Origin of the sequence: Streptomyces sp. NBC_00986 (assembly GCF_045162565.1) — a bacterium.
Classification (GTDB): Bacteria; Actinomycetota; Actinomycetes; order Streptomycetales; family Streptomycetaceae; genus Streptomyces.
This window is the reverse complement of sequence record NZ_CP108733.1, coordinates 11085024-11105140: the sequence shown is the minus strand read 5'-3', so window position 1 is coordinate 11105140 and position 20117 is coordinate 11085024. Positions and strand designations below refer to the sequence as shown.

Below are 20117 nucleotides of genomic sequence, written 5' to 3'. Positions count from 1 at the left end.
GACCGTGTGCGTCGGCGGGCCGGGTCAGCCGGCGGGCTTGAAGTTGTAGATCGGCGGGACGGCGGCGAACGTCTGCGGGGTGAAGGTGACGTTCTTGGTCGTGGCGTAGGTGTTCTCCACGGAGTCCCAGGGCGCGTTCCACGCCTGGTCGACGAGGTAGGTGTTGAGCTGCTTGAACAGCGCGTCCTGGGCGGCGCCGGTCGCGGACTGCGCCTTGGTGACGAGGTCGGTGACCTTCGGGTCGGAGCTGTGCAGCGGGTTCCACAACGCGCTCTTCGCGACCTCGATCTGGATGGTGTCCCAGGGCCGGAAGGAGGCCAACGTCATGTACGACAGCGGGTACTTGCCCGCGAGGAGGGCGCTGATGAACTGGGTGACGGGGATCTTGTCGACCTTGACCTTGATCCCGATGTCCTCCAACTGCTGGACCATGGCGGCCTGTTGGTCCGGGAAGACCGACGACACGTCCGGAACGGTGACCGAGAAGCCGTGCGGATAGCCGGCCTCGGCCAGCAACTGCTTCGCCTTCGCGGGGTCGTAGGAGTACTTCGAGTCGAGCGAGCTGTCGAAGGCCGAGCCGCCCGGGTTGAAGATCTGGGTCGTCGCCTTGCCCAGTCCCTGCTTCGCCGTCTTGACGATCGTGGAACGGTCGAAGGCGTAGTTCAGGGCCTGACGCACCCGGACGTCGCCGAGCGCCTTGACGATCTTTCCTTCGCGGTCCCAGATGTAGACGCCCTCGACGTCACCGGAGGTGTACTTGGTGACGTTCAGCCCGCTGCTCTTGGCCGGCGCGACGTTCTTGGCGCTGGCCAGCAGCGCGCCGTTGACCTGGCCCGAGCGCAGCGCGTTGAGCACGGCCGTCGGGTCGGTGAGCGGCTTGAGGACGATCTTGTCGAAGGGGAAGGCGGCCTTGTTCCAGTAGTCCTGGTTGCGCACGAAGGTGTACGTACTGCCGTCCGTGGTCGCGGACTTGTCGAGGGTGTACGGCCCCGAGCCCACCGGTGTGGTCTTGATCGTCCCCGCGGCGATGGCCTTGGGGCTGGCGATCATGCCGGCCACGTTGCCGAGGTTCGGGACGAGGGAGGGGTCTGGGGCGGAGAGCTTGATCGCGACCGTGGTGGCGTTGACGACGTCGACGCCGGCGATGCCCTTGAGCTGGCCCGCGGCCTCGCTGGTGCCCTTCTCGGTGTGCAGCAGGTTGGTCTTGACCGCCGTCGCGTCCAGAGCGGTGCCGTCGGTGAACTCGACCCCGGTGCGCAGGGTCAACGTCAGGACCGTACGGGCCGCGTTGTACGACCACTTGGTGGCCAGGTTGGGCTTGACGTCGGCTGTCGGGGACAGCCGGAGCAGCGAATCGTATACGGGCTGGTAGTACTGCGCGTTGTTGCCGAGACCGGCGTCGGCCAGATCCCACGGCTGGGCCGCGACCAGGGGGGCCAGGGTGAGGGTGCCGCCGGTGGCCGCCTTGCCCGAACCGGTACCCGATCCCGAGCCGCACGCGGCCGCGGACAACATCAGGACAGCCGATACGGCGGTCAGCGCGATTCTTCGCATGGGTGCTCCGCTGGTGAGTGGTTGACCGGACGGCATCGCGCGGCGAGCCGCCCTCAAGGGCCTCGGAGGGAGTGGGAAACCAGGTCCTGACGCGGCCTGGACCGTTCTTGGCGGTCAGCCGTTCCTGGCGGAAGGGGGCTATATGTCCACCGTTTTTCGGTGGGTCCGAAATCAGCCACTGATACGTACAAGTGAAACGTATGCGTAACGTAGCCCCGCGTCTGGTGGACCACAAGGGCCGTGCAACAGCTTTTCGGAAAGGGGGAATTCGGACGAACAGCGACGGACGGCGGAGCCATGGCGCACGGGGCGCCGGGGCGATGGCGCGCGGGGAGTCTGCGCCATGGCGCGCCGGGAGCCGGGCTCACCCCGGAATCGGGCGAAGACGCCCTGGTCGGACCGGCCAGGGTCAGGCGGACTCGCGCACGACCAGCGTCAGCGGGGTCACCTGGGGTGGCTGCGGCTGGGACTGGCCGGTCACGCCGCTGACGATCATGCGGGCGATGCGGCCCACGGCGACATCGAGGTTGTTGTCGATCGTCGTGAGCGGCGGTACCGCGAAGGGCGCCAGCTTGTCGTTGTCGACGCCGATCACGGCCAGGTCGCCGGGGGCGGCGAGGCCCACCCGGCGCATCCCGGCGAGGAGGGCGAAGGCCGTCTCGTCGTTGTAGGCACACACACCCGTGACGGCGGGCACGGAGGCGTGCCACTGCTCCGCCGCAGCGGCGGCCGCCGAGATGTCGAGGGGTACGTCCAGCACGACGGGCGGCTCAAGTCCGCGCTCCGCGCAGGCGGTTCGGGCGCCGTCGAGCCGCAGCTCCAGGAAGTCCCGGAGCCGGGGGTCCCCGGGAGCGGCGTAGCCGATGCGCGTGTGTCCCGTCGCCGCGAGCCGCTCGACCTGCATCGAGCCGATCAGGGTCTGGGGGACGGTCAGGACACCCGGGGCGACCGCGGGGCCCATCCCGGCGCTGACCACGTGGATGCCGGACGCCCGCATGCTGGCCACGTCGTCGGCGCCGACCTCGAAGGTCGTCATCACGGCCGCCGGCATGAGCTCACGCCACAGCGACTTGAGGGGGGCGTGCCGCTCGCGCCGGGTGACGAGGTTGAGGCCGTGCCGTTCCAGTTCGTCGCCGAGCAGTTCGACCAGGGCGGTCAGACTGCCGCCGACGGGAACGTCCGGGAGGAACAGCAGCACGAGATCGCTGCGCCCCAGGCGCAGGGCGCGTGCGGCGGCCGACGGTTCGTAGCCCAGCTTCGCCACCGCGTCGAGGACTTTGCGGCGGGTCTGGTCGGAGATCTTCTGGTGCGACACGTCGTTCAGCACATAACTGACCGTGGTCTGGGAGACCCCCGCCTCCTTGGCGACGTCGGTCGCCGTCACGCGGCCGGTCCTGCGCGCCATGGGAGTCTCCTGGGGAAGGTCTCGGGCAGTCCTGATCGCGGGGCGATTGCGGGGCGTCGACTGAGCTGCGAACTCTACTGAATCGTAACAGTGAGCATGCGGGATGTCCGATACTCCGGACACCCCGGACCGTGAAAATCCCGTGCGCGCCACCGTCCGGCCGACGTCCGCCTCACGTGTTGTCGATGCTCCAGGCCCACATCTTCCCCGTGGCGATGCGCTTGAGAAGCGTGTTGAAGTCGGCCTTGACGGCTGCCGGGGTCTTCTCCGGCGGGAACAGGGGCTTGATCGGCTGACGCTCCAGGGGCAGATCCTGGGAGAGGCGCGCCTTGTAGGCGTTGTAGACCGCCGCGATGTCCTTGCGGATCGACTCGCCCTCGCCGTTGCCCAGGATCGGCATGCCGCGCATACGGTTGTCGTTCGTCGCGGCGATCGACGCCACGTCCATGAGGAAGCAGTCGATCAGGTCGGTGACGTCCTGCTCCCGGGCACCGTCCTCCTTGTTGCGCACGTCCCGCAGCAGCAGGTCCGCCATCTCCAGGGTGACGTCGCGGTAGACGGTGTACCGCGGGCTCCCGGGGATGACGCCGAGCACATGATCGGCCTGCTGGGCGGTGTCGGAGTTCATCGACGCGAATCCGTCGGGAACGTCCTTCCCCTCAAGACCCGGCACCGGGTACGGCAATCCCCGGAAGTTCCCCTCCTCCTCGTGCATGTTGGGGGCGGCCTGCGCCATCGGATGCATTCCGAACTCATGGCACAGCATGCCCACGATGTAGCCGATGTCGTAGTTCTCGAGGTAGTAGGAGGCCAGCGTGACGAAGACGCCTTCGGCCCCCTTGTCGACCACGTTCGCCGGCGTCTCCGTCGTCCGCTTCTCCAGCGTGATCCGGCAACTCCGGTCGCCGAGAAAGGACTTGACCTTCGTGTTGGAGGCCAGGAGTTCCAGAATCCGCGTGGCCTTCCCCTGCGATTCCGGGTACTTGAGCGACACATTGGTGAACGAGATGTTCCCGTGCGACAGCTTGCTCCGCTGAACCACCGCCCGCTGCACGACGGGAGCGGGATCAGCAGCCCGCCCGGCCCAGGAGTGACCCCCTTCGCTGAGCATCTGCACGACCCCGGCATTGCCCGCCCTGCCCTGGAGCGACAACAACGCGTGCGAAGGCGTGGCGGTGTTGACGGTATTGACTGCGGGAGCGCTCACCGAGGTACGCCGGGCTCCGGCATCCTTCGGGCGGGCTTCGTCTCGGGCGTGCACGTGCTCACTTCCTGGCCTGACATCGCGATCATCGCTGTCTAACCGCAGGCCGGACGCCCCCACCAGGTCCTTCCGGGCAATGATCTCCGCCGAAGATCCACTCCAACTGCCCGTAAGGGCACGGAGGTTCAAGGGGGGTGAGCGTTCAAGGGGTGCGCCGCGCGAACCTGGCGCGGGCGTCGTCATGGGCGCCGCGCAACAGCTCCACGACCAACTCCCCAGTCTTCTCACCGGGATTGACGACGCAGATCCAGCCCAGTGCTCCGTACACCGGGTGCGGCAGCACGGTGTCGGTGACCGTGTGGTCGTAGGGCAGATCGAGACGGCGCGACTCCCCCGTGAGTTCACGGAACGCCGTACGACCGACGTGGATGTTCACGCGCCAACGCCCCGCAGGGTCAAGGTCGGACGCGACATCGTCGGGGTAGTTCTTGGTGACGACGGTGCCGTACGGCTGGACGTTCCGCGGCAGTTGACCGTCGGGGGCGTAGTAGAAGAAGGCGTCTCCCCAGGCGAGTTCGGGAAACGCGCTGCCCGGTTCCGGTACGAGTACGAGCGCGCCGGTGAAGTCTCGTACGGTCGCGATGATCTGTTCCATACTCATGGTTCAAGCATGACCTTCAAGTGCTTATGTGGGGTTGGGCGATGAGTGAGCCGGAGAGCGGTCCGCGACGGGCACCGCTCAGGACCGCCGATGTGGCGCGGGAGTCGGGGTACTCGGTGCAACAGGTGCGCGACCTGGAGCGGCTGGGCGTCATCCCTCCGGCGACCCGGTCGAGCAACGGCTACCGTTCCTACGCGCCGCTGCACGTCCACGCCCTTCGCGCCTATCGAGGCCTCGCAGGTGCGGTAGGACCCGTGGTGGCACGGCAGTTGCTCGCGGAGCTGCGCACGGGCACGATCACGGAAGCGGCCTCGGCGATCAACGAGGTCCATGTGCGGCTCGCGCGCGAACGCGAGGAGGCGCTGCGCGCCCGGCGGGCGTTGCGCGCGATCCAAGCCGAGGCGGACACACCGGAGTTCGAGCACGACGCCGAGCGGGACAGCGACGCGATGACGATCACCGAACTCTCCAGAGCCCTCGGCGTACGCCCTTCGACCCTGCGCTTCTGGGAACAGGAGGGACTCGTCACCCCCGAGCGGGTGACCTCCCTCCAGGCCCGGCGCTACGACGTCTCCGCCATCAGGACGGCCCGCGTCGTCACGGCGCTCCGCAGCACCGGTTACGGCATTCCGGCGGTGCGCGAGATCGTGGTGTCCCTGCATCGACTCGACGGCGCCGAGGAGGCCCAGCGCGTCCTGGGCGCACGTCTCGACCAGATCGCGCAACGGACCGTAGGGCTGCTCCGGGCGGGGACGGACCTGGCGGCCGTCGTCACCGATCCTCGCCGCGACCGAACCTGACGTGGGCGAAGAGTCCGAGGACGTTGCCGAAGACGAACGACTCGCCCTCGCCATAGCCCTCGAACTCCCCGACAAGCCCGGTGACCGTGGCCAGGCCGTCACCTCGGACCTTGTCGCCTGGCCTCGTCCGTGCGCACCGTCTCATCCCCCAGGATCCACCTGACAGCCCCGACCCAGGACATCTGTCACCGAATTCGCGTACCGGCACGGTCAGTTCACCGTCAAGTACCTTGACAGACGATTGGTCTAGTCCAAATATGGTCGCTGTTCGTCCCGGTCAGGGGCGGCTTCTCTCCTCTCAGCATGGGAGCGTCAATGAGACGACCTGGGCCTCTTCGCGCGTCGCTGTCCTGCGCGGCCGTAACCGCCTTGTCCGCGGGGCTTGTTGCCGCCGGCGGGGGTGCCGCGGACGCCTCGCACCGCGCCCGGCCCATGCCGGACCATGTGGCGGCGCCGTACTTCGAGGCGTGGACCGGTGAGAGTCCGGCGGCGCTCGCCGCCGCGTCCGGGAACAAGTACCTGACGATGGCCTTCCTGCAGACCGAGGCGGCCGGTTCGTGCACGGCGTACTGGAACGGTCTGCCCGCCCAGCCGATCGCCAAGTCGACCTTCGGCAAGGACATCGCCACGATCCAGGCGCGCGGCGGCAACGTCATCCCGTCCTTCGGCGGCTACAGCGCGGACACCACCAACACCGAACTGGCCGACAGCTGCACCGATGTCGACGCCATCGCCAAGGTCTACGAAAGCCTGGTCACGACCTACGGGGTGAGCCGCATCGACCTCGACATCGAGGCCGACTCCATCAACAACACGGCGGGTATCGACCGCCGCAACAAGGCGATCGCGAAGGTACAGCGCTGGGCCCAACGCACGGGCCGAAGCGTGGAGTTCTCCTACACGCTGCCGACGACCACCACCGGTCTCGCGCCCAACGGCGTCGCCCTGCTGCAGAACGCGGTCGACAACGGCGCGCGCGTGGACGTCGTCAACATCATGACGTTCGACTACTACGACGGCGCGACGCACGACATGGCGGAGGACACCAAGACCGCCGCGGCCGGCCTGCACTCCCAACTCGCCGCGCTCCACCCGAAGAAGAACCCGGCGAAGCTGTGGAAGACGATCGGCGTCACCGAGATGCCCGGCATCGACGACTTCGGTCCGGCGGAGACCTTCACCACGCAGAACGCGGTCACGGTGAGGAAGTGGGCCGCCGCCCGGGGCATCAACACGCTCTCGTTCTGGGCACTTCAGCGCGACAACGGGAATTGTGTGGGCACCGGGGGCGCCAACAACTGCTCCGGGATCGCCCAGGACACCTGGTACTTCAGCCACACCTTCGCGTCGTTCACGCGTGGCTTCGGCTACCACCACTAGCGGCTCGGCGGACTGCGTGTCGCCGCCTCCCCCGAGGCGGCGTCGCGTCAGTCCTGCATCATCTCGCGCACCAGCGGCGCCACCTTCGTGCCGTAGAGCTCGATGTTGGTCATGAGGGTGCCGTGGGGCATGCCGGTGATCCCGTACTTCAGGTTGAAGCGGGTCGCGTCGAGGGTCCTGAGGGTGTCCGCGATCTTGCGGGCCACGGTCTCGGGTGATCCGACGTGCAGGGCGCCGCCGGGGCCGACGTCCCGCATGAGGCTCTCGCGGGTCGGGGTGCGGAAGCCGCGCTCCCGCGCCACGCTCGCGATCAACTGCTGGAAGGCCGGCACGAATTCCTCCACCGCCTGTTCGTCGGTGGCGGCGACATGGCCGGGCGCGTGCACGCCGATGGGGCGTGCGGGGTGGCCGAACTCGGCCAGCGCCCGCCGGAACAGCTCGGAGAACGGGGCGAAGCGGGCCACGTCGCCGCCGATGATCGCCAGCATCAGGGAGAACCCGTACTGGGCGGTGCGGACGACCGACTGGGGGCTGCCGCCGACGCCGATCCAGGTCGGGATCGAGCCCGTCTCGCTGTGCGGGTACACGGAGACGCCGTCGAGGGCGGCTCGGGTGGTGCCGGACCAGGTGACGGGCTTCTCCTTGAGCAGTTCGGCGAAGAGGGCGACCTTCTCCTCGAAGAGCTCCTCGTAGTCGTTCAGGTCGTAGCCGAAGAGCGGGAAGGACTCGGTGCTCGATCCTCTGCCGAGGATGACCTCGGCGCGGCCGGCGGAGACGCCGTCGAGGGTGGCGTAGCGCTGGAAGACGCGGACGGGGTCGTCCGAACTGATCACGGTCACGGCCGAGTTGAGGCGGATGTGCTCGGTGCGTGCGGCGATGGCCGCGAGGACGATGTCGGCGGCGGACAGGGGCATCGACTCGGTGTGGTGCTCGCCGATGCCGAAGTGGTCGACGCCGACCTGGTCGGCGAGGACGCCTTCCTCGACGAGGCGGCGGATGGCCTGGCCGTGGGTCAGCGGCTTGCCCTCGGTGTCGTTCGTGACGTCACCGAAGGTGTCCAGGCCGAGCGTGATGTCGAAGGGGGTGGCCGGGGTGGTCATCTCATGCTCCTTGGGTCTGCTCGGTGGGTCAGGTGGCGATACGGCGCATCACGCCGAGGAGCCGGGTCAGGTCGGCGGCGTCGACATGGTCGAGGACATGGCGCCGGACGCTGGAGAGGTGGGCGGGCCAGGCCTCCTGGAGGCGGGCGAGGCCCTGGTCGGTGAGGACGGCGTTCCAGCCGCGCGCGTCCTCGGCGCACCGCTCCCGTCCGACCAGCCGCTGCGTCTCCAGACGGGTGACGATGCGGGTCATGCCGCTCAGCGAGAGGCTGCAGACGGACGCCAGCTCGCTCATGCGCATGCGCCGGTCCGTGGCCTCGGAGAGGTGCATGAGGGTCGTGTACTCGGACAGCGGCAGGCGCTGCTCGCGCATCATGTCGGCGTCGACGGCCCGAGGCAGCACGAGCATCACCCGCGCGAGTTCGCGCACCAGCTCTTCCTCGGGCGGGCTCATGGGGCGCAGTGGCTGCTCGGGCGTGGTCATGCCACCAGTTTACTTGATTGACGAAACAAGCAAATAGGCCGATCGGTACGGCCGCCTCGGGCCTCCCGTGCTCACCGGACGGACGGCTCGTCCCCCGTCGTGGACGCGTGGCCGTGATAGCGCAGCAGGAGCATCGCGGCGTCGTCGTGGAGCGGTCCGGCCGTGTGGCGGACCAGGTCCTCGCGCAGGGAGTCCAGCGCGCTCTGCGCGTCGGGCTCCTTCAGCAGGTGCGCCCGCGCGCCCAGCGGATAGAACGTGCCGTGGTCGTCGCGGGCCTCGGTGACGCCGTCGGTGTACAGCAGCAGTTGCTCGCCCGGCGCGAAGCGTACGGAGAACGGCTTGGGGCTCTCGCTGCCCTGGGCGCCGCCGAGGCCGAGCGGCGGGGCGTAGGAGGGCGGTACGGGGAAGTCTGCGGTGCCGTTGCGGCGGACGACCATCGGGGGCGGGTGGCCGTAGTTGAGGAAGAGCACCTCGTGGTCCGCGCCGATCTCGGCGAGGACGGCCGTCACGAACTTCTCGTCGGACAGCACCCGGGAGACGCTGCGCTCCAGGCGCTCGCCGAGTCCGACGAGGTCGGGTTCGTCGTGCGCGGCCTCGCGGAACGCGCCGAGCACCACCGCGGCCGTCTCCACGGCGGCCAGGCCCTTGCCCTGCACATCGCCGACGATGACCCGCACGCCGTGCGGGGAGGCCACCACCTCGTAGAGGTCACCGCCGATGCGGGCCTCCGCGACGGCCGAGGTGTACGACACCGCAGCCTGGAGGGGTCCGGCGGTCAGGGGCACGGGTCGTAGCAGAACGCGCTGCGCGACCTCCGCGATGGAGCGCACGCTGGCGAGTTCGGCCTCGCGGCGGCCGCGCATCACGGCGGCGGCGATGCCCGCGCCGGTCACGCCGACCACCGACACCATCGCCAGGAAGCCCCGGCGTTCCTGGAACAGGCCGTCGTAGAGCCCGAGTCCGACGCACAGGGCGAGGGCGGCCGCGCCGAACCAGGCGGTACGGCGCCAGCCGCCGACCAGTCCGGCGAAGGCCGGGCCGAGGGAGGCGAGCGGCAGGAAGCCGAGGCCGGGGCCGGTGAGGATGTCGCCGACCGCGACCACCGCCATGACCGCGGCGGGCAGCCAGGTCAGCACGGAGAGACTGCGCTGCGGCTTCGCTGCGGCCATGGTCCACTCCAAGGGCGTCGCGGCTTTCGGGAGCCGCCTTCCGCAGGGGCCCTCCCCCACCTTTGGACATCGCAAGGTTGCCAGGCAATCCCCTCGACGTGCCCGGCGCTTTACCCAATTGAGTCCGAGAACGGACATTTCCTGATCGGCGACAACCAACTGGCGCCGTCCGGTTGCCGATCACGGACTACGGGCAAGTGAAGTGTGTAGGACCGGCCGCGCAAGGTCTGCGGCGGCCCCGGTGCGGTGGCGCCGCGGGGATACCGGGTTGTCCTAGGAGGGGAAGTGATTCGCCATGCGTACGCATCGGCGTACCCATAGGCGTTCCGTACGCGTGGAGTACCTGCTGCCCGACGAGGCCGCGTCGGCCGGTCAGGCACGGAGGCTGACCTCGGAGTTTCTCGCGCGTTCCCGCCATCAGCTGGCGCGGGTGGACGCGGAGCAGATCGACGACGCGACGCTGATCGTGTCCGAACTCGTCGCCAACGCGACCGAGCACGGCCGCGGCGAGTGCCGGCTGCGCCTCCAACTGTCCGACGAACGGGTCACGGTAGAGGTCTACGACGACAATCCGAGCCCGCCCCGCGTACGGCCGATGACGGTCGAGGGCGAGAGCGGACGCGGCCTGGCCATGGTCCGCTGCCTGGCTCACCGCCTCGACGTCACCCCGCTCACCGGGGGCGGCAAGCGGGTGCGGGCGATCCTGGCCATCTGAGCCGGCCTCACGCGGAGCCGTTCAGCGGACGACCAGCGGTGGTACGACGGGCACCTCCGGGGCCGCTTCAATGTCGGCCTGCGTCATCCGGAACTCGACGGGGTACGCCTCGCGCCGGGTGCGGCGGTCGGGTTCGGTGGTACGCCACATGTAGAGGCAGCGGGCGCATTGGAGTACGTCCCATACACCGGGGACCGGCGAGGTGGTCACGGTGTCGACCGTGTCGTGGGCGCAGCGGGGGCAGATCATGACGGGTAGCTCCTGAGGTCGGTGCGCTGGGCGTTCAGCGGGCGGCGATGAGGGCGCGCAGCCGGTCGGCCCACTCGGGGGTCTCGGGCAGGTCCCGTACCGGGGTGTCGAAGTGGCCCCGGTTGTCCGGTGCGACCGGAGTCGTCGCGTCGATGATCATCTTGCTGGTGACTCCCGGGGTGTTGGCCGCCGGTGCCAGCGCCATGACCGACAGGTTGGGGACGATGATCACGTCGTCCTGGGGGTTCACCTTCGCGGACATCGCCCACATCACCTGGGGCAGGTCGAACGGGTCGACGTCCTCGTCCACGACGATGACCTGCGTGACGTAGCCGAGGCCGTGCGGGGTGGTCATCGCGCGCATTCCGACCGCCTTGGCGAAACCGCCGTAGCGCTTCTTCGTCGAGACGATCACCGCGAGGCCGTGGGTGTACATGGCGTTGACGGCCTGCACCTCGGGGAATTCGGCGCGGAGTTGCTTGAGGAGGGGGACGCAGGTGTTGGGGCCGACGAGGTAGTCGACCTCGGTCCACGGCATGCCGAGGTAGAGGGACTCGAAGATCGGGTTCGTGCGGTAGGAGATGCGGTCGATACGGATCGTCGGCATGCGTCGGCCGCCGGAGTAGTGGCCGGTGAACTCGCCGAAGGGGCCCTCGATTTGGCGCTTACGGCTCTCGACCACGCCTTCGATGACGACCTCGGAGCCCCAGGGGACGTCGAAGCCGGTGAGGGGCGCGGTGGCGATGGGGGCGGGGGCTCCGCGCAGGGCGCCGGCCATCTCGTACTCGGACTGGTCGTAGCCCATCGGCATACCGGCGACGATCGCGATGACCGGGTCGTTGCCGAGGGTGATCGCGATGGGCAGGTCCTCGCCCAACTCCTCGGCGGCGTGCAGGTGTTGGGCCACGTCGTGCATGGGGACCGGCTGGAAGGCGAGGCGGTCGCGGCCGATGACCTCGATGCGGTAGGTGCCGACGTTCTGCTTGCCGAAGTGGTCCGGGTCGCGCGGGTCACGGGAGACCACGGCGGCCTTGTCGAGGTAGAAGCCGCCGTCGCCGTCGTTGAGCCGGAACAGCGGGAGGACCTTGAACAGGTCGATGTCGGCGCCCTGTTGGGTGTTCTCCCGCCACGGCGCGTCCTCACGGCGCTCCGGTGCGACCGGGAAGGCGTCCCAGCGGCGGGCGAACTCCTCGACCTGCTCGCGCACGGAGGTGTCCGGGGGCAGTCCGAGGGCGAGGGCGTGGTTGCGCCAGGAGCCGTGGACGTTCATCGCGATCCGGGCGTCCGTGAAGCCCGTGACGTTGTCGAAGTAGAGGGCGGGGGCGCCTTCGCCGATACGTCCGGCCGCGTTGGCGGCGGCGGCCAGGTCCGGTTCGGGGAGGACCTGTTCGGTGATCCGCAGGAGCTGGTTCTCCTTGTCCAGAGTGTCCAGGAAGCTGCGGAGGTCGTCGTAGGGCATGGGGGCTCCGTACGTGAAAGGGCGTGTGGCGCAGGCGTGTTGGGCGCCTTGGATGTCTCGGGTGGTGTCTCAGGCGGCGGGGTGGATGCGCGCGCCGCGGGCGGGTCGCATGCCCTCCCAGCGCTTGGCGGCGGGGGCGGGCAGGTCGAGCTGGTCGAGGACGCGGGAGGTGATGTGGGTGACGATGTCGTCGACCGTGGCGGGGTGGTTGTAGAAGGCGGGCATCGGGGGCACGATCCTGACGCCCTTGCGCGCGAGGTCGAGCATGTTCTCCAGGTGGATCTCGCTCAGGGGTGTCTCGCGGGGGACGAGGACCAGCGGGCGGCGCTCCTTGAGGATCACGTCGGCGGCCCGTCCGATCAGTCCGTCGGCGTAACCGGTGCGGATGCCGGCCAGGGTCTTCATGGAGCAGGGCACGATCACCATGCCGTCGGTGCGGAACGACCCGGAGGCGATGGTGGCCCCCTGGTCCTCGGGGCTGTGGACCACGTCGGCCAGCTCGGCGACCTCGCGGGCGGTGCGTCCCGATTCCAGCTCGACGGTGGTCCGGGCCCAGCGGCTGAGGACGAGATGGGTCTCGACTTCGGGCAGCTCGGCCAGCTGCTCCAGCAGCCGGACACCGAGGACGGCTCCGGTCGCTCCGGTCATCCCCACGATCAGTCGCACGTCGCCAGCTCCTTGCCCAGTCCGGTCTCTGTGCTTTCGACCGTAGGAGCGGTTCGTTGCCCGACAGGGGTAGGCTCGGGACTCACCATGGGAAAAAACGGTCAGCATCGGCCCGAGATCACGGACGTGTCGTACCGTCCGTCACTCGGCGCGCCCATCGGTATGGACATCGTGGGATTCACCGACCTGCTGGCGCGCGGCGAGCGTCGAGGCATCGATCTGTCGGCACCGCAACGGCCGGACTTCCACCACCTGATCCATGTCACGGAGGGCACGCTGCGCCACCGGGTGGACTTCACGGACTGCGCGGTGGAGGAGGGCGGCTGGCTGTGGGTGAGCTCGGGGCAGGTGCACCAGTACGTCCCCGCCGACCTGACGACGACCCGGGGCACGATCGTCATCTGGCAGCCCGGCTTCGTCCCGGCCGATCCGCCCTTCGACCAGTCTCCCCTGCTCCCGACGGGCCCGCACGCGCGAGCGGCACGCCTGACACTCCGTCATCTCGCCCACGAGTACGCCGACTTGGCCTCGCTCCCGCTCGACGCCCACCTCCAGACGCTCCGGATGCTCCTGTCCGTCCTGCTGCTCCGCCTCTCCCACGTGCGTCCGGACCCGGTGTCGTCCGCCCCGGCCGACGACACGTTCCGCCGTTACAGCGCCGCCCTGGAACGCGACTTCCGCACCAGCCACCAAGTCGCCGACTACGCCGCCGCGTTGGGCTACAGCCCGCGCACCCTCACCCGGGCGACCCTCGCGGCGACCGACACGACCGCCAAGCAGTACCTCGACGCCCGCATCCTCCTGGAGGCCAAGCGCCTCCTCGTCCACACCGACGCGACGGCGGCGGACGTCTCCCGCACGCTCGGCTTCGGCGAGCCGACCGACTTCGCGAAGTTCTTCCGCACACGGGAGGGGCGTACACCGTTGGAGTTCCGGGCGGTGGCACGCGGGCAGAGATGAGTCACCCGAGCAACCGGAGGTGGGTATGCGGGAGTTCCAGCCGGGTGAGACCGCCGTACGGCGTGATGTGTTCCGGCGGAAGGTGTGGAGCGCCCATGCGTTGCGGGTCGTCGAGGACACCGCGGAGGCGCTGGTCCTGGGGTGCCGGCCGGGCGCCGAGTCGCTGGCCCCGACGACCTGGATCGAGTCGCTCCTCACCGGCGACGAGACGGCCCGCCTGCGCGCCCTGCCGAACCTGGCCGACGGCAACTGGCAGCTCGGTCGGTGGACTTGGCGGGACACCACCCATCTCCAATGGGTGCCGCCCGGCAGGTGGTTCAGCGTCAACGCGTTCTTCGACGCCGCGGGCGACGGTCGGCTCACGCGCTGGTACGTCAACTTCCAGCGTCCGATGCGCCGCACGCCCATCGGCTTCGACACCTTCGACCTGCTGCTGGACCTGGTGGTCGCGCCCGATCTGTCGCGGTGGGACTGGAAGGACGAGGACGAGTATGCCCACGGCCGCCGCTTGGGGGTGGTGAGCGAGGCCGATCACCGGGAGGTGGAGAGGGCTCGCGAGGAGGTGGCCGCGATGATCGAGGGGAGCGTCGGACCGTTCGCCGCGGAACGGGGGTTGGGGACATGGCGTTACGAACCTCACTGGCCGGATCCCCAACTGCCCACCGGCGCGCTGGACTTGGACTAGTCTGCCCCGCCCGGATCTCCTGACGGGCCGATACGCACCGGCAGTTCGCTCAAGCCCCGCAGCAGTGTGCTCGTCCGCCACGTCAGTGTCCCGGGGTCGGCGGCGAGGGCGAGGTCCGGGCAGTGGTGCAGGAGGAGGCGCACGGCGATGGTGGCCTCGGTGCGGGCCAGGGGAGCTCCCAGGCAGTGATGGAGGCCGTGCCCGAAGGCGAGGTGTCCGGGGCCTCGACGCCGTAGGTGGTAGCGGTCGGGTTCGGGGAAGTGGAGGGGGTCGCGGGAGGCCGCGGCCAGGGAGATCTGCACCGTGTCCCCGGCCGGGACGCGGGTACCGGCGAGGTCCAGGGACTCGGCCGCGAAACGGAACGCGGTGGCGTGGACCGGCGAGTAGTGGCGCAGCGCCTCCTCCACGGCTGCGCCGGCCAAGTTCGGTTCGGCACGCAGCAGTTCGAGCTGATCGGGGTGGGTGAGCAGGGCGTGGACGGTCGCGGAGATCAGATTGACGGTCGTCTCGTGCCCGGCGACGAGCAGAAGGAAGGCCATCCCGAGGAGTTCCTCGGAGGTGAGGGGCGACTCGGTGGCCGGTTCGCGCGCCGCGGCGACGAGATCACCGAGCAGGTCGGCCTCGCGTGTGCCGCGCTTCTGGTGGATCAACTCGGCCAGGTAACCGCCCAGGGCGGCGGCGGCCGAGGCACCCGACTCGGGCGAGGCGGGCATGACGAGCTCGTTCGACCAGGCGTGGAACACCGTACGGTCGGCGGCGGGCACCCCGAACAGATCGCAGATCACCGTGACGGGCAGCGGCAGGGCGTACCGGCCCACCAGGTCCACCCTCCCCCGAACCGGCAGCTCGGCGAGCAGATCGGCGCCGATCTCCACGATCCGCGGCCTGAGGGCGGCGATCCGCGCGGGCGTGAAGTGACCCGCGACCAGCCGCCGTAGACGCGTGTGGTCCGGCGGATCGGTCTGCAGCATGTTGCGCCCGAGCGCGTGGCCGCCGTCGTCCTGCCAGGTCGAGGAGTGCCGGATGTCGTTGCACAGCCGCGGGTCGGCCAGCGCGGCCCGGGCCGCGTCCCGAGTGACGACCAGCCAGGTCTCACCACTGCCCGGTACCAGGACCCGGTGCACGGGCCCGCGCTCACGCAGGGCCGCGTAGACGAGATGGGGATCGGCGGTCAGATCGAGGCCGTCGGGGGTCAGGTCCTGGAGGGTGGGTGCCGGCACGGCACTCCTTTCGATGGTCACCGGGAATGTGCGGGCGTGGTCGGTCGGTACGGCAGGTGGCACGGGCGGCATGACGACCGGCCCGCCGGAATCCGGGGCCTTGATGTCACGCCCCGCCGCGCCACACGGCGTGCACCGCGTGCGCGAGGGCGGCCGCCCGGGCGTGGCCGGCTCGGACGGCGGAGGGGCGGAGGGGCGGAGGACAAGGTGCGGCCCACCGCGTCTCGAGCCGCGCGATCGGGGGTCCGGCACGGCACTCCTTTCGTTGGCCACGGGGCACTCGGGGTCGGGCGGTCATGCGCCGCCGCGCCACACGGGAAGCACCGCGTGCGCGAGAGCCATCGCCTGGGCACAGTCGGCTCGGGCGGCCACCGGGCGGCGGGCGTCGGCGGTCAAAACGCGGTCCGCATACCCGGCCGCGCGATCGGAGGTCCGGCACCGCGCTCCTTTCCCTCGATACGGGCCGCTCAGGGCCTGGCGGTCATACAGCGCCGCGCCACACGGCATGCACCGCGTGCGCACGTGCCATCGCCTGGGCATGGCCGGCCCGGGCGGCCGCCGGACGGCGGGCGTCGGCGGTCAGGTCTCGGCCCATCGCGTGGCGGGCCGCGGGGTCGGGGGTCAGGAGGGTGATCTCGGCTCCCTGGGCGGCGAGTTGAGCCGCCTGGACCTGGGCGCTGGGGTGCGGGCCGACCGCACGCGGGATCGGTGCGACGGCCAGGATGTGGTGATGGCCGGCGGCCAGGTGAAGGTTGGCGGTGGAGCGGCTGCCGCCGTCGATCCAGCGGCGGCCCGCGGCTGTGACGGGCGGCGAGACGAGGGGGACGGCGCAGCTCGCGGCGACCGCTTCGAGGAGGGGGACTCTCGAGTCGGCGTCGAACGTCTCCAGGGTTCCGGTCGTGGCGTCGACGGCCGCGATGCGCAGGGCACGGTCGGGCCAGTCCCGTGCGCCGCGGAGCAACTCACCGACCGCGTCGAGGAGTTCGGACTCGGGTCCGGTGCGGGCGGCGAGGGCGGCACGGCCCAGCCGTTGTACGGAGCGCTGCGGATCGCGGGATCCCAGCGCCGCCCACAGGAAGCGCAGCGTCTGGGCCGTGGTGACCCGCAGCTCCACCTTGTCGGCGCGGGTCACCTGACGTTCGTACGACTCCCCCGGTGCCTCCCCGGCCGCGAGCCGGGCACCGAAGATCGCGCCCACGGAGGTACCGATGATCACGTCCGCCCGGTCGAGGGCGACGCCGGCCTCCGCGAGACCCGCGAGCACGCCCGTCATCCACGCCCCGCCGACGGGCCCACCACCACCCAGGACCAGTGCCGTGCCGTGCATGACGCCACCCCCTCACCGTCAAAGTGGGGACTACTCCCCACTTGATGGATCGACGATAGCATCGCTACCGGGGAGCACTCCCCACCAGCTCGGAGGACGATGATGACGGGCCCGAACGACGCGACGGCACCTGGCCGACGGCGCGATGCGCGGCGCAACCGGGAACTGCTGATCGAGGCCGCCCACGCCGTCTTCACCGAGCAGGGGCTGCACGCGCCGATCGACGTGATCGCCCGCCGCGCGGGCATCGGCAACGCCACGCTGTACCGGCACTTCCCCACCCGCGCCGCGTTGGTGGACGCGGTCTTCCGCGACCTGCTCACCGGCACGATGACCGTGGGCGAGCAGGCGCGCGCCGCCGACGACGCCTGGGCGGGCCTGACCGGTTATCTGGAGACCGTCTTCACCGGCCTGGCCGCCGACCGCGGCACCAACGACCTGATGACCACCCACCTCGACGGCGTCGAATCGCTCCAGGCCGTGCACGCCCACAACCGCCACACCGTGGAACTGCTGCTGAGCCGGGGCCGCGATCAGGGGACGGTCCGTGCGGACGTCACCCCGGAGGACGTTCTGTTCTCGCTCGCCGCCCTGGGCCGCACCGTCCCCTCCCTCACGGCGGCCGCCGGCCCCGACGCCTGGCGCCGCCCGCTCGCTCTCCTCCTCGACGGCCTTCGTGCCGCCCCCGCCGCGACCCCGCTCCCCTCCCCCTCCCTCACCGCAGCACAGCTCAACGACGCGCTGCAGGGCCTCGGTCCGCGCAACTGAGCTGATTGCGGCGCGAGTTCAGCGGCGCAGAGCGGTCTACGGCCGTGTGTCGACCGCACTTGGCCCCGATCCCCGTCCAGGATCGGCACCCCACGCCCCGAAGAGCCGCTGCCCACCCGGGCGTTGACGGCCGGACAGCACGCTGCCCGGCACAGACGACCGATCCCTCGGTCCTCCGGCGCCGGGCAGCACACCCCCGTACGTTCAGCCCACCGAGGTCAGGACTCGACCCCCGCGTCCTCCAGCGCGCCGACCGGCTCGGCCTTCTCCTCGGCCGGCGCGGCTGCCCGTACCGCCGGGATCGCCGCCGCGACGAGGGCCGCCAGGAGCGCGACACTGCCGCCGATGACGAGGCCCGTGCGGAAGCCGCCCTCGGAGGTGAAGGTGTAGCCGCCTGCCGTGGTGGTCATCTGGGCGAGGACCACGCCGATCACCGCGGCGCCGATCGAGGTGCCGAGGGAGCGCATCAGGGTGTTGAAGCCGTTCGCCGCGGCGGTCTCGGAGAGGGGGACCGAGCTCATGATGAGGGCGGGCATCGCGCCGTAGGCGAGGCCGACGCCGCTGTTGATGACGATGCAGACGACCATGAGGCCCCAGGCGGAGCTCATCAGGCCCATCGACAGGGCGTAGCCGGCGGTGATGACCAGGACGCCGCTGATCAGGGTGAACTTCGGGCCGCGGGCGTTGGTGAGCTTTCCGCCGAGCGGGGAGACGATCATCATCATGATGCCGCCGGGTGCCATCCACAGGCCGGACGCGAGCATCGACTGCCCCAGACCGTAGCCGGTGGCCTCGGGGAACTGGAGCAGCTGCGGGACGACCAGCATGCTCGAGTACATGCCGACGCCGACGAAGACCGAGGCGATGTTGGTGATCAGGACCCGGGGGCGGGCCGTCGTCCGCAGGTCGATCAGCGGGTCACTGGTGCGCAGCTCCCAGACGCCCCAGGCCAGGAAGGCCACGATCGCGACGGTGAACAGGCCCAGCACGGTGGCCGAACCCCAGCCCCAGTCGGCCCCCTTGGAGATGCCGAGGAGCAGGCAGACGAGGCCGACGGCGAGGCCGAGGGCGCCGGGGGCGTCGAAGCGCTGGCCCTTGGCGGCGGCCGGTACGTCCGGGATCAGGAACCAGATCAGCGTGGCGACGACCGCGGCGAGGGCGGCCGAACCCCAGAACAGGGCACGCCAGTTGGCGTACTGGGCGACGGCCGCGGCGATCGGCAGGCCGAGGCCGCCGCCGATGCCCATGGAGGCGCTGACGAGAGCGATGGAGGGGCTCAGCCGCTCCTGCGGTACGACGTCCCGCAGCAGGGCGATGCCCAGCGGGACCATGCCCATGCCCATGCCCTGCAGACCGCGTCCGACGATCATCGGGACGACGGAGGAGGAGAGGGCGCAGACCACCGAGCCCACCATCAGCGGGACGGAGCAGGCGAGCAGCATGCGGCGCTTGCCCAGCAGGTCGCCGAGGCGGCCGACGACCGGCACGCAGACCGCGGCCACCAGCAGCGTGGCGGTGATCACCCACGCGGCGTTCGAGGACGAGGTGTGCAGCATCTCCGGCAGGTCGGCGATGAGCGGGGTGACCAGCGTCTGCATGATCGCCGCGGTGGTGCCGGCGAAGGCCAGCGTGGCGATCACGCCGCCTGCGCGGGCTGAAGGCTGGGGGGCGTCCATGACGGGACTCCTCGGCATGTCTGTTCAGTCGGGACGTGAAGGAATATGCATCGTACACATCGTATGTATCGGCCATGTGATGGGGATGATGCATACCGTCGTGCGAGGATGGGCCGGGCCGCTCCGGAGCGCAGGACACGGCGGCGGCATCGGCAGGAAGCAGGAGGCAGCGGACCGATGGACAGGCGCACGCGCGAGGTCGAGTACGAGCAGATGCTTCTCAGCCGGCACGGGCTGCTCGCGCAGAAGGGCGGACGCCGCAAGGACGGCGTGCTGGAGCGCAGCGCCTACATCCTGCTGAGCCGGATCCGCGTCCAAGGGCCCATGTCCATCGGCGAGTTGAGCGACGCGTTCGGTCTCGACACGTCCACCCTCAACCGGCAGACGGCGGCCGCCATGCGCTCCGGGCTGGTGGAGCGCATCCCCGATCCGCAGGGCGGCATGGCCCGCAAGTTCCGCATCACGGACCAGGGCGCACGGATGCTCGACGAGGAACGCGAGGGTCTCGTCCAGTCCCTGGACCAGATCATGGACGACTGGTCGGACGAGGACATCGACGCCTTCGCGGCTTTCCTACGACGCTTCAACACCGACATCGAACGGATCGGCGGGCGCCCCTGGCCACGGCCGTGAGC

Annotated in this window: 21 protein-coding genes; 7 read left to right on the top strand and 14 right to left on the bottom strand. The window is 70.2% G+C overall.

The genetic code is table 11. The features are described from left to right. Nucleotides 1-24 precede the first annotated feature (24 nt). The 4 genes from OG504_RS50095 to OG504_RS50080 all read right to left on the bottom strand — a co-directional run bounded on the left by OG504_RS50095 (nt 25) and on the right by OG504_RS50080 (nt 4818). Nucleotides 25-1554, bottom strand: coding sequence for an ABC transporter substrate-binding protein (locus OG504_RS50095; protein WP_405995831.1), 1530 nt, complete (start codon nt 1552-1554; stop codon nt 25-27). A gap of 409 nt (nt 1555-1963) precedes the next feature. Continuing rightward, a complete protein-coding gene (locus OG504_RS50090) occupies nt 1964-2959 on the bottom strand; it encodes a LacI family DNA-binding transcriptional regulator (RefSeq protein ID WP_405995830.1) in 996 nt (331 codons plus the stop codon). Between the two features lie 172 nt (nt 2960-3131). Continuing rightward, nucleotides 3132-4166, bottom strand: coding sequence for a hypothetical protein (locus OG504_RS50085; RefSeq protein WP_405995829.1), 1035 nt, complete (start codon nt 4164-4166; stop codon nt 3132-3134). A gap of 199 nt (nt 4167-4365) precedes the next feature. After that, entirely contained in the window at nt 4366-4818 is a 453-nt protein-coding gene (locus tag OG504_RS50080) for a DUF6194 family protein (protein ID WP_405996620.1), read from the bottom strand. Between the two features lie 47 nt (nt 4819-4865). Between OG504_RS50080 and OG504_RS50075 the strand changes: the two genes are divergently transcribed. Further along, nucleotides 4866-5624 (top strand): MerR family transcriptional regulator, encoded by a 759-nt coding sequence (locus tag OG504_RS50075; protein ID WP_405995828.1) that lies wholly within the window; start codon nt 4866-4868, stop codon nt 5622-5624. On the opposite strand, the gene OG504_RS50070 is transcribed toward OG504_RS50075, so the two are convergent. Then, nucleotides 5596-5769, bottom strand: coding sequence for a hypothetical protein (locus OG504_RS50070; RefSeq protein ID WP_405995827.1), 174 nt, complete (start codon nt 5767-5769; stop codon nt 5596-5598). The two genes, OG504_RS50075 and OG504_RS50070, sit on opposite strands and share 29 nt — an antisense overlap. A gap of 170 nt (nt 5770-5939) precedes the next feature. On the opposite strand from OG504_RS50070, the gene OG504_RS50065 reads away from it, so the two are divergent. Then, complete coding sequence (locus OG504_RS50065) at nt 5940-7004, top strand: chitinase (protein WP_405995826.1); 1065 nt, start codon at nt 5940-5942, stop codon at nt 7002-7004. A 47-nt stretch (nt 7005-7051) separates the two neighbouring features. Here the strand turns inward: OG504_RS50065 and OG504_RS50060 are convergent, their stop codons facing one another. From OG504_RS50060 to OG504_RS50050, 3 genes are all read right to left on the bottom strand, one after another. Then, entirely contained in the window at nt 7052-8104 is a 1053-nt protein-coding gene (locus tag OG504_RS50060) for an LLM class flavin-dependent oxidoreductase (RefSeq protein ID WP_405995825.1), read from the bottom strand. Nucleotides 8105-8132: 28 nt separating this feature from the next. Continuing rightward, nucleotides 8133-8588: a MarR family winged helix-turn-helix transcriptional regulator gene (locus OG504_RS50055; protein ID WP_405995824.1), complete on the bottom strand. Its 456-nt coding sequence runs from the start codon at nt 8586-8588 to the stop codon at nt 8133-8135. 71 nt (nt 8589-8659) lie between these two features. After that, nucleotides 8660-9757, bottom strand: coding sequence for a PP2C family protein-serine/threonine phosphatase (locus OG504_RS50050; protein WP_405995823.1), 1098 nt, complete (start codon nt 9755-9757; stop codon nt 8660-8662). Between the two features lie 295 nt (nt 9758-10052). Between OG504_RS50050 and OG504_RS50045 the strand changes: the two genes are divergently transcribed. Then, complete coding sequence (locus OG504_RS50045; RefSeq protein ID WP_405995822.1) at nt 10053-10472, top strand: ATP-binding protein; 420 nt, start codon at nt 10053-10055, stop codon at nt 10470-10472. Nucleotides 10473-10493: 21 nt separating this feature from the next. Here the strand turns inward: OG504_RS50045 and OG504_RS50040 are convergent, their stop codons facing one another. The 3 genes from OG504_RS50040 to OG504_RS50030 all read right to left on the bottom strand — a co-directional run bounded on the left by OG504_RS50040 (nt 10494) and on the right by OG504_RS50030 (nt 12846). Next, entirely contained in the window at nt 10494-10721 is a 228-nt protein-coding gene (locus tag OG504_RS50040) for a non-oxidative hydroxyarylic acid decarboxylases subunit D (RefSeq protein WP_405995821.1), read from the bottom strand. Nucleotides 10722-10755: 34 nt separating this feature from the next. Continuing rightward, a complete protein-coding gene (locus OG504_RS50035; RefSeq protein WP_405995820.1) occupies nt 10756-12180 on the bottom strand; it encodes a non-oxidative hydroxyarylic acid decarboxylases subunit C in 1425 nt (474 codons plus the stop codon). A gap of 69 nt (nt 12181-12249) precedes the next feature. Beyond that, entirely contained in the window at nt 12250-12846 is a 597-nt protein-coding gene (locus tag OG504_RS50030) for a non-oxidative hydroxyarylic acid decarboxylases subunit B (protein ID WP_405995819.1), read from the bottom strand. Between the two features lie 87 nt (nt 12847-12933). Between OG504_RS50030 and OG504_RS50025 the strand changes: the two genes are divergently transcribed. Both OG504_RS50025 and OG504_RS50020 read left to right on the top strand, forming a co-directional pair. Beyond that, on the top strand, nt 12934-13806 hold the full coding sequence (locus OG504_RS50025) for a helix-turn-helix domain-containing protein (RefSeq protein ID WP_405995818.1): 873 nt from the start codon (nt 12934-12936) through the stop codon (nt 13804-13806). 25 nt (nt 13807-13831) lie between these two features. After that, nucleotides 13832-14491: a DUF402 domain-containing protein gene (locus OG504_RS50020; RefSeq protein WP_405995817.1), complete on the top strand. Its 660-nt coding sequence runs from the start codon at nt 13832-13834 to the stop codon at nt 14489-14491. Here the strand turns inward: OG504_RS50020 and OG504_RS50015 are convergent. Both OG504_RS50015 and OG504_RS50010 read right to left on the bottom strand, forming a co-directional pair. Then, entirely contained in the window at nt 14488-15711 is a 1224-nt protein-coding gene (locus tag OG504_RS50015) for a cytochrome P450 (protein WP_405995816.1), read from the bottom strand. The two genes, OG504_RS50020 and OG504_RS50015, sit on opposite strands and share 4 nt — an antisense overlap. Nucleotides 15712-16192: 481 nt before the next feature. Continuing rightward, complete coding sequence (locus OG504_RS50010) at nt 16193-17038, bottom strand: patatin-like phospholipase family protein (protein ID WP_405995815.1); 846 nt, start codon at nt 17036-17038, stop codon at nt 16193-16195. Nucleotides 17039-17137: 99 nt separating this feature from the next. Here OG504_RS50010 and OG504_RS50005 point away from each other — a divergent pair, with 99 nt between their 5' ends. Further along, nucleotides 17138-17806 (top strand): TetR/AcrR family transcriptional regulator, encoded by a 669-nt coding sequence (locus OG504_RS50005; protein ID WP_405995814.1) that lies wholly within the window; start codon nt 17138-17140, stop codon nt 17804-17806. A gap of 218 nt (nt 17807-18024) precedes the next feature. Here OG504_RS50005 and OG504_RS50000 read toward each other — a convergent pair whose 3' ends face one another. Continuing rightward, nucleotides 18025-19482: an MFS transporter gene (locus OG504_RS50000; RefSeq protein WP_405995813.1), complete on the bottom strand. Its 1458-nt coding sequence runs from the start codon at nt 19480-19482 to the stop codon at nt 18025-18027. 177 nt (nt 19483-19659) lie between these two features. On the opposite strand from OG504_RS50000, the gene OG504_RS49995 reads away from it, so the two are divergent. Next, on the top strand, nt 19660-20115 hold the full coding sequence (locus OG504_RS49995; RefSeq protein WP_405995812.1) for a MarR family winged helix-turn-helix transcriptional regulator: 456 nt from the start codon (nt 19660-19662) through the stop codon (nt 20113-20115). The last annotated feature ends 2 nt before the right edge of the window (nt 20116-20117 follow it).